A 12,635-nucleotide genomic window follows, 5' to 3' on the forward strand; every position below is an offset into this window, starting at 1 on the left:
GTATAACTGCTTATGCCCGACATTGCAAGGAAAAGCCGGAGTGCAACGAAATTGGCTTTCGTCACAATTTCAGCACAGGTCAGTTAGAAACAGTGGCGTCCTCTTAATCGGCGTCTATACTGACGCAAAGAATAAACACCAATCGCATCATTGGACTGCCCGTGCCCGATAGAAAATCCCCGCTCGCGCCCCTGCGGCATCCAACTTACAGAACAATCTGGTTTGCGAGCATCGCCTCGAATTTCGGTGGGCTCATTCAGGCGGTTGGGGCAGCATGGATGATGACGGCGCTTTCGTCGTCTGAAAACATGATTGCGCTGGTTCAGGCATCGACATCGCTGCCAATCATGCTTTTCTCTCTCGTCTCGGGCGCTCTTGCCGACAGCCTCGATCGCCGCCGCATCATGATTTCGGCGCAGCTTCTGATGTTGGTGGCCTCTATTTTGCTGACGGTCTTTGCCTGGGCCGAATGGCTGACGCCATGGCTTCTGCTGTTTTTCACCTTCATGATTGGCTGCGGAACGGCGCTCAACAATCCCTCATGGCAAGCATCTGTCGGCGAAATGGTTCCGCGTGAGGACCTGCCAGCGGCGGTGACGTTGAACAGTGTCGGCTTCAACATCACACGAAGCGTCGGTCCTGCCATCGGCGGTGTCATTGTTGCCATCTCAGGGGCTGCTGCCGCTTTCCTTGTCAACACATTCAGTTATTTTACGCTGCTCTACGCGCTGTTCAAATGGCAGCCACCCAAAAACACATCCAGCTTGCCCCGCGAACATCTCTTTGCCGCCATTTCTGCCGGCATGCGCTATGTGGCCATGTCGCCGAATATCGGCAAGGTTCTGGTTCGGGGTTTCCTGTTTGGCCTTTCCGCCAGTGCCATTCTGGCGCTGATGCCGCTCGTCGCACGTGACCTGGTGCAGGGTGGTCCGCTGACATATGGCATCATGCTCGGTGCTTTTGGTGTCGGTGCGATTGGCGGCGCGTTGATCAGTGCCCGCTTGCGCGAAACATTGAGCAGCGAATGGATCGTCCGTGTCGCATTTCTAGGCTTCGCCTTCAGTGCTGCCGTCACGGCGGTCAGCACGAGTGCGATCCTGACGGCGCTTGTGCTGACCGTTTCCGGGGCAAGCTGGGTCTTGGCGCTTTCGCTGTTCAACACGATCGTTCAACTGTCCACCCCTCGCTGGGTGGTGGGACGTGCGCTGTCTCTTTACCAGACCTTGACCTTCGGCGGTATTGCCGTTGGTAGCTGGCTGTGGGGCTCTCTTGCCGAAAATTACGGCCTGTCCTACTCGCTTCTCTGTTCGTGCGTGCTGATGCTGCTGGGTGTGGTGGTCGGTTTCAAGCTCACCATGCCAGCCTTCGCGTCACTCAATCTCGATCCGCTCAACCGCTTTGTCGAACCGAACCTGCGGCTCGACGTCAAACCCCGAAGCGGCCCGATTGCCATTCTTGTCGATTACGAGATCGATGATAGCGATCTTCCGGAATTCATGACGATCATGGCCGAGCGCCGACGAATCCGTTTGCGCGATGGCGCGCAAAACTGGACGTTGATGCGCGATCTGGAAAATCCTGACATCTGGACCGAAATTTATCATGTTCCGACCTGGGTCGAATATGTCAGGCATAACCATCGTCGGACGCAGGCGGATGCTGAAAGCTGGGACAGCATTCTGGCGCTGCACCGGGGTGCCACCCGCCCGCGCGTTCACCGCATGATTGAGCGTCAGGCAATCCCACCGCAGGATGATATTTTCCATAAGGCTCATATTGATCCGCATTGAGCGGGTGCGATGGGCGAAGCTTTTTGATGCGTAGAAATATTTTCCCACAACAGGAACTTTTTTTATCCGGCTCGATTGATGCGTCTGACCAAATCTGACGCTCGTCATCGAGCAAATTTTAGCTCTGACACGGACGGCAGTGGACTGGCAGAGCGAAGTGCTGGTTGATTGCCGACAATGAGCAATACGAAATACGCTTATGGGGTACGAGATTGTACGGACAGACAGACAATATCGGCCCCATTCTCACACAATTGTTCAAGCAGGCACCGACCTTCATCGCTCTGTTGCGAGGTCCAGACCATCGTTTCGAACTGGCAAATCCAAGCTACATGAAGCTGGTCGGTCGCGAGGATCTTATTGGTCGCACCGTGGCCGATGCTCTGCCTGATGCTGGTGCGCAAGGCTTTGTCGGCATTCTCGATAACGTCTATAGCTCGGGGGAACCCTACTCGGCAAACGGCGCGCATTATGCCGTTCAGTCTGAACCGGGTGGGCCAATCACTGAGCGCTATATCGACTTCATTTATCAGCCTATTCTCGATGGCGAGGGCAAGGTCGAGGCCATTTTCGTTGAAGGGTCTGACGTCACCAAGCGGACATTGGCAGAACGCGCGCGCCGCGAAAGCGAAGAGCTCTACAAGGGCCTGTTCGATGCCATCGATGAAGGCTTTTGCGTCATCGAATTTTTCGACGGACCACACGGCCCCAACAGCGACTACATACACATACAGGCCAATGAGGCCTATGCCCGTCACGCCGGAATTCCAAACGTCGTCGGCCAAAAATTGCGCGAAATGGTGCCCGACGAAGCTGATGCCTGGATTGCCCGATATGGGGAAGTCCTGCGTACCGGCAAGTCGATACGGTTTCAGCAGGAGCTTGTGGCGACCGGCCGATACCTTGAACTGGCGGCAGTTCGTATCGAGCCTGGAAGCAGGCGGCAGGTCGCCGTCATGTTTCAGGACATCACCGCTCGCCGACGTGCTGAAGTGGCGCTGGCGAAACTCAATGCGACGCTGGAACAACAGGTGGAAGAGCGTACCGGCGAGTTGATGGTCGCGGAAGAAGCGCTTCGCCACAGCCAGAAAATGGAAGCCGTGGGTCAATTGACCGGCGGTCTGGCCCATGACTTCAACAATATTCTGGCAGGCATCAGCGGTAGTCTCGAGATGATGAACACGCGTCTTGTGCAGGGTCGGGTGGGCGATCTGGCGCGTTACATCAACGGCGCAGTCGGCGCGACGAAACGCGCTGCGGCACTCACGCAACGACTGTTGGCATTTTCCCGCAGGCAGACGCTTGATCCCAAGCCGCTCAACATCAACTCTCTGATCGAAGGTATGCTCGATCTTATCACCCGTAGTGTTGGTCCAGGCATAAATGTAGAAACCGTCGGAGCTGCAGGGCTATGGGCTACGAATGTCGATGCCGGTCAGCTCGAAAATGCTCTGCTGAATTTATGCATCAATGCGCGTGACGCCATGCCCGGTGGTGGCAAGCTGACGATCGAAACCTGTAATCGCTGGATTGATGAAAAGTCTGCGCGACTGCGGGGACTGGAGCCGGGGCAGTATGTTTCCCTCTGTGTCTCTGACACCGGAACCGGTATGTCGCAGGAGGTCATCGAGCGGGCATTTGACCCATTCTACACCACCAAGCCGATCGGGCAGGGCACAGGGCTCGGACTGTCCATGGTCTATGGTTTCGCCGGACAATCCGGAGGTGCCGCCCGCATTTATTCTGAGGTGGAGCAGGGTACGACCATATGCCTTTACCTGCCAAGGCATGCAGGTGATTTAGAGGCAGTGGAAGAGCAGCATGAGGCGATAGCCGATGCGCCGCGCGCCGATGGCGGCGAAACTATTTTGGTTGTCGATGATGAGCCGCTGGTGCGTATGCTGGCGGTGGAAGAGCTCCAGGATCTGGGATATTCGGTCATCGAAGCGGAAGACGGCGCGTCAGCGCTCAGAATTCTCAATTCCGCCCGGGATATCAGCCTCTTGATAACCGATGTCGGTCTGCCCGGCGGCATGAACGGTCGCCAATTGGCGGATGCGGCCCGTGTGAAGCGGCCGGAACTGGAGGTCTTGTTCATTACCGGTTATGCCGAGAACGCCGTACTCAACCATGGCCATCTTGACCACGGTATGCATGTCATGACCAAGCCGTTTCAGCTCGATGTTTTCGCGCAACGGGTCAAAGCGCTCGCGCATCCCAAGCAATAAGGGCAGGGCCTATCCTCGAAGTGCTTCGGCGGGAGATTGTCGGTAGGCCAGCCACGCGGGCAGAATGGCAAGACCAGCAGCCACCGCAAGCAGCAACACGGCTTGTGTTATGTCCGCCTTGGCAAACTCAACCGGCATGACGACGCCACTTTTTGCGACGAGCAGGCCGGTTATGATTTTCGCCGCTGCAAAACCAATTGCGAAGCCAAGCCCGATCCCCGTTGCGAACAATGCGAACAATTCCGTCCAGACGATCAAGGAGATAGACGAGCGCGGCGCGCCAAAGGCGCGCAATGCGCCGATCTGTTTTCGCCTTTGTACGATGTGCGTGAGCGTTACGAGAATGAGGGAGGCTGCCACCAGACTTTGAGCGCCGATGGCGACCACGGAGAGAACCTCTCGAGCATCTCCCAATGTGGCATAGAGCTTTGTCAAAACCTCTCCTGGGAACACGGCAAGTGTGTTGCCCTGCCGATATTGCTGGCGAAGCTTATAAGCATCGGCGATCGTTTTCGGTTTCACCAGAATGGCCGGAACACCCGGTGTCTCAGCCGTGAATGTTTCGTCCAGTCCGTTTTCTTCACCCTCTGCATGATCATGGGCATGACCTTCATGTTCTCCCGCTGCATGCTCGTGACCATTCTCATGGGCATCCATGCCGTGAATGTGCCAGACGGAACTAATGGGTACAAGAATGGCGCGATCCCATGGCGTGCCGGTGGGCTTTAGTCGGCCCTGAACATGGTAGACGATCTCGGTATGGGTATGGCCGCCTTCTTCCGCTGCCCCGTGCATCGGCTTGATCTCTGCACCCAATGGCAGATCAACCGCAGAGCCGATGACGGCGTCTTCACCATCGGCGAAACCTTGACCTTCCACGAAGCCACTGGAGGTGTTGGCGATTAACGATGTTGTCGTTCCGACAATTGGGTAGCCGGCAAAGGAATCTCCGAAGCCGACCGGGCCTGCCCATGCGACGCGCGGGTCTTTGGCCAAGGACGCCAGCGTTTCGCCACTGACCAGCGGCAAGGGTGCAGCCTGAAGGAAGACCGAGGACAGAACGAGTTGCGTTTCGCTACCGGCCGCGCCGATGACGAGATCGAATTTGTCGGCAGCGCGCGCCGTTCCCAAGCGCAATGCACGTTCCTGCAATGTGACGGTAACGCCGAGCGCCGTTGCCAGAGAAACCAGCAACACGACAACCAGTGAACCTGCCCAAAGGCGTTTTAGATCGGAGAGTATAAAACGAATCATATCATGTGTTCCCGGCGATATCGGTTAGGATACGGCCATTGGCGAGTTCCAGACGGCGATCCAGGCGTTGCGCCAGAAGCCTGTCATGGGTGATCACGATGAGTGTCGTGCCATCTGCCCGCGCCAGATCAACCAGCAGACGGCCGATCGTCTCGCCATTACCAGGGTCAAGGCTTGCCGTAGGCTCATCGGCGACGATAACGCCGGGCTTTCGCAGCAGCGCGCGTGCAATCGCTACACGCTGCATCTCGCCGCGCGACATGGTGTTGATGTTCTGGTCTGGCCGGCCGAGGCCGGTTTTTTCGAGCAAGTCCGCTGCACGCTTACCGTAATCGCGGCACATAGCGCGGCTCAGGCGAACCGGCAGCAGCACGTTTTCGATAGCTGAAAGGCCCGGCAACAGATGAAACTCCTGCATAACGAGCCCGACATTTTCGCCTCGCCAGCGATCTCGTCTGGTTTCGGTCAATCCGGCAATATTCTGATCACCCCAGGTTACCGTGCCTTCTTGGATGCGCTCAAGACCGGTGATGACATTGACAAATGTACTTTTGCCGGAGCCGGACGCGCCTGATATTGCCATCATCTCGCCTGCGGCAACCTTCAGTTCGCCTATAGACAAAACCGGTGCGGCCAAGCCGGGATAGGAAACGGTAAGGCCCGATATGGTCAAAGACAACATGTTCACGACACCGAATATTGCGCATCTCTGATGCGCACGAGGCTGACGAAACCCGTCTCGGGGTCGGTCCATGAGCCGTGCTCCAAAGTTCCGGTCACCTCGATTGTCGTGCTGGGTTGCACGAAGGTCTGCTTTTCCGAGAGGTAGACGACGACGATATTGTCCGGCCAATCGGAATCCGACGAGCAGAACGGGCAAAGCGCCATGGGAATTTCCGTCAGCACGAAAAAGGCGGCTTCTGCCTTCAAGGGAGGAGCCATGAAGCCCTTCATGCGGATTTCCTTGCCGGTCAACTGTTTCAGCTTATCGGAAAATTCCAGCCCTAGAACGCCGATCTTGCCATACATCTCATCGAAGGTGAGTGGCGATGGCGCAGCGAATGCACGCCCGGCGCAGAGCGTTATCCCCGACAGAGCGGCGAGTTTGAGCGAATGCCTGCGCGTGAACATGCGGGAATGGTGCGCCATGACGATCTCCAGTTCGACCTGTCCGGTATAGTCTGAAACGAGGACGATCCGGCCCGCATTGTGCGAGCCGGACCGTGTAATGTTCAAGCGTTCTTACTGCGTCTGTTTCGTGCCAAGAGCGAAAGCATCGGCCAGCACGCGGTAGACGTCGCTCTGCTCCATATATCCCTTGAACTCTTCCGAGCCTGGACCTGTGGACTGTAGAACGATGTCGTCAACAGCGTGAACGCCGCTATCGCCATCCTTGGGAATGTTGCCCTGCACGAAGACTGCGCCGGGTACGTTCTTGTAGGCTTCGTTGGCGATATATTCCTTCTTTTCGTTCTGGATTGCAGGAACGAAAGGACCGTCGAGCTTCGGACGGAATGTTTCATAATGGTCGGGACCATTATTGGCATTCAGGAACAGGCGGCGGCTGACGTCGACGCGGTCAGGATAGCCATCGCCATCCTTGTCTTCGTAGTTCGGGAAGCCGGCTTCGGCGTAGGTGCCAACCTTGGCACGCATTTCATCGCCTGGCTTTTCGTCATCGACGGTTCCGATGATGGAAACGCCATGCGTGTGGTCGCCGGTGACGACGATCAGCGTATCGGGGTTCTTTGCAGCGAATTCGCGTGCAACGCCAATGGCCTTGTCGAATTCGATGGTTTCAACGACGGCGCGATCCCAATCCAGCGGGTGAGACATCTTGTCGATATTGGCAGCTTCGACCATCAGGAAGAAGCCTTCCGGGTTTTTCGACAGCTCACCAAGCGCAGCAGTGGTCATGTCGACCAAGCCGGGCTGATTTGGAAACTTGTCTACGGTGCCCTTCTTGAGGAAGTTGCGGTCTAGAACCGTATCCATGTTGCCGGTGTGAAACAGGCCGAGAAGCTTTCCGGTGTTGGAGCCTTCTGCCTTTTCAAGCTCGCTCTTGTCGGTTGCCAGCGTGTAGCCTGCATCCTTAAACAACTTGATGTAGTCTTTGTCGTCCTTGCGCTTTGAACCGGGGGTATCCTTGCCGAGGAAGTAGGCAGAGCCACCGCCGAGAACGACATCAGGCTTGACATCGAACATCATGCCGGTGATTTCGGCCTTATCGCCGCGCTTGCGGGTGTGAGATACAACGGCGGCAGGTGTCGCGTCCTGCAGTTCCGATGTCGTTACGATGCCGATCGACTTTTTCGTCTGGCGGCGAAGGGCTTCTGCAAGGGTTTCGACCTTCGGGTCATCAAGGCTTGCTGGTGTGCGGTCGGCATAAACGCCAAGGGCGTTCACGGCTGTCTTGTGACCGGTCATGTAAGCCGACATGGTGTTGGCACTATCGGTCGCTACAGCTTCTGTAGAAGACGTACCGATAAACGCCATACGGTCCATCTCGTCCATGTTGAGGCGGCCATTTGCCTTACCTTCGGTCATGCCCTTGGACATGATGCGGGCCGCTGTGCGGTGCGCAACGGAAAGGCCATCTCCCAGCAGGAAGATCACGTTCTTGGCCTTTGGTGCTTCACCCGTGCCATAAACCGTCCATGTGACGTTTTTGGTTTCAGAACCGGCGGAAACCTCAACTTTGTAATCGCCAGCCTTGGCAATCTTCAAACCGCGCAATGTAACGGCAGAACCAAGGACCTTGTCCTCTTTGCCCTTTTCTTCGGCTGTGAATGTGACGTCGGAACCGAAGATAGCTTTATAGTCCTGGCCATTGACGGTAATCTTGACGTCTTCAGGCTTTACGACATTCTTGAACTCGACTTTGAAATCAAAAGGAGAGCCGGTGAGAATCGTTGCACGATCAAGGGGATAGACAGTTGCTGCCTGTGCAGCACCGGCAAGAACGGTGGTGGCAACGAATGCGGCGAAAAGTTTGCGCATGATAACCTCTAAGGAGTGATGTTTTATGGAAAGGCTTCCCGCCTATAGGGATTGCGCATGACAGAGACATGACGGTTGGCGGGAATTTTTGGGTGCCGTACAACCCGGTTGTTTCTGATTATCAACGTATCCCGGGTCGTTGTGACACCCAATGCGTTTTGTCAGCAGGCGCATTTCTTGATTTTTGCTGCGATGGACACATCTATCCGCCTTGCAGCGGGAAAAATCGCTCCTTATATACCCCCCAGAACAGCGTTGAAGAATGCTGCACGAACACGAAGACCATCCAAGTCAAGGAGTTGTCAGTGGAATGCCTCACGGGGTTCCGACAACTCGCTTCAAGGAGAGAAGAAAATGGCAAAAGTAATCGGTATCGACCTTGGCACGACCAACTCCTGCGTTGCAGTGATGGACGGCAAGGATATTAAAGTTATTGAAAACGCCGAAGGCGCGCGTACGACACCTTCCATGGTTGCGTTCAGCGATGATGGCGAGCGTCTGGTCGGCCAGCCTGCAAAGCGTCAGGCTGTTACCAACCCAACCAACACATTGTTTGCCGTAAAGCGCCTTATCGGTCGCCGTTACGAAGACCCTACTGTCGGTAAGGACAAGGGCCTCGTTCCGTTCGAGATCGTCAAGGGCGACAACGGCGATGCATGGGTACAGGCGCAGGGCAAGGGTTACTCGCCTTCGCAAATCTCGGCCATGATCCTTCAGAAGATGAAGGAAACCGCTGAATCCTACCTCGGCGAAAAGGTCGAGAAGGCCGTTATCACGGTTCCCGCCTACTTCAACGACGCACAGCGTCAGGCAACCAAGGATGCGGGCCGCATCGCGGGTCTTGAAGTTCTGCGCATCATCAACGAGCCAACGGCTGCTGCCTTGGCCTATGGCCTCGACAAGAAGGACGGCAAGACAATTGCGGTCTACGACTTGGGCGGTGGTACCTTCGATATTTCCGTTCTGGAAATCGGTGACGGCGTTTTCGAAGTGAAATCCACCAATGGCGACACGTTCCTTGGCGGTGAAGATTTCGACATGCGTCTGGTCGAATATCTGGCCGGTGAGTTCAAGAAGGACCAGGGTATCGACCTGAAGGGCGACAAGCTTGCGCTTCAGCGCCTCAAGGAAGCTGCAGAAAAGGCAAAGATCGAGCTTTCGTCTTCGCAGCAGACCGAAATCAACCTGCCCTTCATCACGGCAGATGCGACCGGTCCTAAGCACCTAACACTGAAGCTGACACGTTCCAAGTTTGAAAGCCTGGTAGACGATCTCGTTCAGCGTACCGTTGCACCGTGCAAGGCAGCGCTGAAGGACGCCGGTCTGACCGCAGCTGAAATCGAGGAAGTCGTTCTCGTCGGCGGCATGAGCCGCATGCCGAAGGTTCAGGAAATCGTCAAGCAGCTGTTTGGTAAGGAACCACATAAGGGTGTGAACCCGGATGAAGTCGTTGCCATGGGCGCCGCTATTCAGGCTGGCGTTCTACAGGGTGACGTCAAGGACGTTCTGCTTCTCGACGTAACGCCTCTGTCGCTCGGCATCGAAACACTGGGTGGCGTCTTCACACGTCTGATCGACCGTAACACGACGATCCCGACGAAGAAGAGCCAGACCTTCTCGACCGCTGAAGACAGCCAGTCTGCCGTGACGATCCGCGTCAGCCAGGGTGAGCGCGAAATGGCTGCCGACAACAAGTCGCTTGGTCAGTTCGACCTCGTTGGACTGCCACCAGCACCCCGCGGCGTACCGCAGATCGAAGTCACCTTCGATATCGACGCCAACGGCATCGTGCAGGTATCGGCAAAGGACAAGGGCACCGGCAAGGAGCAGCAGATCCGCATCCAGGCATCTGGTGGTCTGTCTGACGCCGACATCGAAAAGATGGTGAAGGACGCCGAGGCCAATGCCGAAACCGACAAGAAGCGTCGCGCCGGTGTAGAAGCCAAGAACCAGGCCGAAAGCCTTATCCACTCCACCGAAAAGTCGGTGAAGGAATATGGCGACAAGGTTTCCGAGACGGACCGCAAGGCCATCGAAGACGCCATTGCTGCGCTGAAGACCTCGGTCGAAGCGGCTGAGCCTGATGCTGATGACATTCAGGCAAAGACCCAGACCCTTATGGAAGTGTCCATGAAGCTTGGTCAGGCCATCTATGAAGCCCAGCAGGCTGAAGGTGGCGAAGCCGGTCATGAAGGCGGCAAGGACGATATCGTCGATGCCGACTATGAGGAAATCAAGGATGACAAGAAGTCCGCATAAGCGTGGCTTTTGAAATCCAATTGATACTTGACTGAAATCCGGCTGCCTTGTGCAGCCGGAAATCCATTTCCGGGGCTTGTAGTTAATGGCGAAAGCAGACTTTTACGAAACACTTGGCGTTGGCAGGACAGCTGACGAAAAAGAGCTGAAAAGCGCCTTCCGCAAACTTGCGATGAAGTATCATCCGGACAAGAATCCTGGTGACGCCGAGTCTGAGAAGAAATTCAAAGAACTCAACGAAGCCTATGAGACACTGAAAGACCCGCAGAAGCGGGCCGCCTATGACCGCTTCGGTCATGCAGCCTTCGAGCAGGGTGGTATGGGCAATGCAGGCGGCGGCTTTGGCGGTGGTGCCAGCGGTGGCTTCTCCGACATCTTCGAAGACATCTTCGGTGAGATGATGGGTGGTGGACGCGCGCGTCGCTCCTCCGGCGGCCGCGAACGTGGTGCCGACCTTCGTTACAACATGGAAATCTCGCTGGAGGAGGCGTTTGCGGGCAAGACGGCGCAAATCCGTGTGCCGACCTCCATTACCTGTGACGTTTGCACCGGTTCCGGCGCAAAGCCTGGCACACAGCCCAAAACCTGCGCGACCTGCCAAGGCTCAGGCCGTGTACGAGCAGCGCAGGGCTTCTTCTCGGTAGAGCGCACCTGCCCGACCTGTCACGGTCGCGGCCAGACGATTACCGACCCTTGCGTGAAGTGCCATGGTCAGGGCCGCATCACGGAAGAGCGTTCGCTGTCGGTCAATATTCCAGCCGGTATCGAAGACGGCACACGCATTCGCCTACAGGGCGAAGGCGAGGCAGGCATGCGCGGAGGCCCCTCGGGCGATCTCTACATCTTCCTGTCTGTGCGTCCGCACGAGTTCTTCCAGCGCGATGGCGCCGATCTCTATTGCGCAGTGCCCATCTCCATGACGACGGCAGCGCTGGGTGGCACTTTCGATGTAACGACGCTGGATGGCACGAAGTCGCGCGTGACGGTGCCTGAGGGTACACAGGCAGGCAAGCAGTTCCGTTTGAAGGGTAAGGGCATGCCGGTGCTGCGTTCCGCACAGCAGGGTGATCTCTATATCCAGATTCAGATCGAAACGCCGCAGAAGCTGACTAAGCGGCAGCGCGAGTTGCTGCAGGAATTCGAAGAGCTGTCATCCAAGGAAAATAACCCTGAATCCACTGGCTTCTTCGCCCGGATGAAGGAATTCTTCGACGGCTGATTTCAGCCTTTGACGTCTACGACAAAGCCGCGCTTCGATAAGAATGCGCGGCTTTTTTATGCGGTAATGTCAGCTCGATCAGCCAGCAAACCCGCCCTCGTCCAGAAAGCGTTTTTCTTCCGCGGTGCTCTCGCGCAGCAGAATTTCGTTGCGATGTGGAAAGCGACCGAAGCGTTCGATTATGTCGCGATGCTCAACGGCAAAAGGCAGATAGCGCTCGCCCAAGGGTTCGCACAGCTTGCAGCACAGATGCTGGTCCTCAAGGTCTTCCGAATGCATCAAAGGGAGATAGAAGAAGATGGGAAGCTCGGCATCGATTGTTTTGTCGTGGCCGCGCCGCAGGATCTCTTGCGTGTAGTGGCGAGCGAGCGGATCCGTCGCGTACATATGCGCCGTGCCGCGAAAGCAGTTGCGCGGAAACTGGTCCAGCAGCAACAGCAGAGCAAGGCTGTCCTCTGCGCTTTCCAACCATGTGTCCAACTCGCGCCGTGCGGCGGCAAAATGCAAATCCCTGAAACGGTCATGGAACGTTGCGTCGAATTGGGCGTCCTTGTCGAACCACTTTTCAGGTCCGGCATCTTTCCAAAACGCCACGATATCAGAAGCGGACGTGGCGGTGTCTTTGCTCATGGTGCGCTCCTTAATAATGCGGCGGCTTGGTAATGGCGGGCGCTTCGAGCGATTGCTCCTCAAGGTTCAGGAAACGGTCGGTCAGCCGATCCAGCTTGGCGCGGGTCTGCTCGACCACTTTCCATTGCTCAGTCAGCTGATCGGAAAGCTCTTCGATGGTTTTCGCCTGATGCGCCACGGTTTCTTCGAGCGCAATGATGCGATTTTCGCTGTCGTCAGCCATGGGTCTCTCCTCGTCAATGCCCTGCTTTGCCA

At 56.4% G+C, this 12,635-nt stretch carries 10 protein-coding genes; 4 read left to right on the forward strand and 6 right to left on the reverse strand.

What is annotated here, in order from left to right; genetic code table 11:
* Nucleotides 1-161 precede the first annotated feature (161 nt).
* The gene (locus tag CPJ18_RS00195) at nt 162-1,790 is read left to right on the forward strand and encodes an MFS transporter (protein WP_077101971.1); all 1,629 of its coding nucleotides are present in this window, start codon (nt 162-164) and stop codon (nt 1,788-1,790) included.
* A gap of 212 nt (nt 1,791-2,002) precedes the next feature.
* Nucleotides 2,003-4,018, forward strand: a complete 2,016-nt coding sequence (locus tag CPJ18_RS00200; RefSeq protein WP_167397795.1) for a hybrid sensor histidine kinase/response regulator — start codon at nt 2,003-2,005, stop codon at nt 4,016-4,018.
* Nucleotides 4,019-4,027: 9 nt separating this feature from the next.
* Here CPJ18_RS00200 and CPJ18_RS00205 read toward each other — a convergent pair whose 3' ends face one another.
* From CPJ18_RS00205 to CPJ18_RS00220, 4 genes are all read right to left on the reverse strand, one after another.
* Nucleotides 4,028-5,272, reverse strand: a complete 1,245-nt coding sequence (locus CPJ18_RS00205; RefSeq protein WP_103656565.1) for an FtsX-like permease family protein — start codon at nt 5,270-5,272, stop codon at nt 4,028-4,030.
* 1 nt (nt 5,273) lies between these two features.
* Nucleotides 5,274-5,954, reverse strand: a complete 681-nt coding sequence (locus CPJ18_RS00210; RefSeq protein ID WP_103656566.1) for an ABC transporter ATP-binding protein — start codon at nt 5,952-5,954, stop codon at nt 5,274-5,276.
* Nucleotides 5,955-5,956: 2 nt separating this feature from the next.
* A complete protein-coding gene (locus CPJ18_RS00215; RefSeq protein ID WP_103585654.1) occupies nt 5,957-6,421 on the reverse strand; it encodes a hypothetical protein in 465 nt (154 codons plus the stop codon).
* 93 nt (nt 6,422-6,514) lie between these two features.
* Nucleotides 6,515-8,272, reverse strand: coding sequence for an alkaline phosphatase (locus tag CPJ18_RS00220; RefSeq protein WP_103656567.1), 1,758 nt, complete (start codon nt 8,270-8,272; stop codon nt 6,515-6,517).
* Between the two features lie 354 nt (nt 8,273-8,626).
* Here CPJ18_RS00220 and dnaK point away from each other — a divergent pair, with 354 nt between their 5' ends.
* On the forward strand, nt 8,627-10,531 hold the full coding sequence (dnaK, locus tag CPJ18_RS00225; protein WP_077119849.1) for a molecular chaperone DnaK: 1,905 nt from the start codon (nt 8,627-8,629) through the stop codon (nt 10,529-10,531).
* An 85-nt stretch (nt 10,532-10,616) separates the two neighbouring features.
* On the forward strand, nt 10,617-11,750 hold the full coding sequence (gene dnaJ, locus CPJ18_RS00230) for a molecular chaperone DnaJ (protein WP_077101983.1): 1,134 nt from the start codon (nt 10,617-10,619) through the stop codon (nt 11,748-11,750).
* Between the two features lie 78 nt (nt 11,751-11,828).
* On the opposite strand, the gene CPJ18_RS00235 is transcribed toward dnaJ, so the two are convergent.
* Both CPJ18_RS00235 and CPJ18_RS00240 read right to left on the reverse strand, forming a co-directional pair.
* On the reverse strand, nt 11,829-12,380 hold the full coding sequence (locus tag CPJ18_RS00235; protein WP_103656568.1) for a DUF924 family protein: 552 nt from the start codon (nt 12,378-12,380) through the stop codon (nt 11,829-11,831).
* Between the two features lie 10 nt (nt 12,381-12,390).
* Nucleotides 12,391-12,603, reverse strand: a complete 213-nt coding sequence (locus CPJ18_RS00240; protein WP_042616170.1) for a SlyX family protein — start codon at nt 12,601-12,603, stop codon at nt 12,391-12,393.
* Nucleotides 12,604-12,635: the final 32 nt, after the last annotated feature.

The organism is Agrobacterium rosae (assembly GCF_002915175.1).
GTDB classification, from domain to species: Bacteria; Pseudomonadota; Alphaproteobacteria; order Rhizobiales; family Rhizobiaceae; genus Agrobacterium; species Agrobacterium rosae.

Excerpts from the sequence above, each read along its gene's own strand:
- dnaJ (WP_077101983.1), top strand. The coding sequence starts at position 10,617 with ATGGCGAAAGCAGACTTTTACGAAACACTTGGCGTTGGCAGGACAGCT.
- CPJ18_RS00205 (WP_103656565.1), bottom strand. The coding sequence starts at position 5,272 with ATGATTCGTTTTATACTCTCCGATCTAAAACGCCTTTGGGCAGGTTCA.
- dnaK (WP_077119849.1), top strand. The coding sequence starts at position 8,627 with ATGGCAAAAGTAATCGGTATCGACCTTGGCACGACCAACTCCTGCGTT.
- CPJ18_RS00235 (WP_103656568.1), bottom strand. The coding sequence starts at position 12,380 with ATGAGCAAAGACACCGCCACGTCCGCTTCTGATATCGTGGCGTTTTGG.
- CPJ18_RS00240 (WP_042616170.1), bottom strand. The coding sequence starts at position 12,603 with ATGGCTGACGACAGCGAAAATCGCATCATTGCGCTCGAAGAAACCGTG.
- CPJ18_RS00215 (WP_103585654.1), bottom strand. The coding sequence starts at position 6,421 with ATGGCGCACCATTCCCGCATGTTCACGCGCAGGCATTCGCTCAAACTC.
- CPJ18_RS00220 (WP_103656567.1), bottom strand. The coding sequence starts at position 8,272 with ATGCGCAAACTTTTCGCCGCATTCGTTGCCACCACCGTTCTTGCCGGT.
- CPJ18_RS00210 (WP_103656566.1), bottom strand. The coding sequence starts at position 5,954 with ATGTTGTCTTTGACCATATCGGGCCTTACCGTTTCCTATCCCGGCTTG.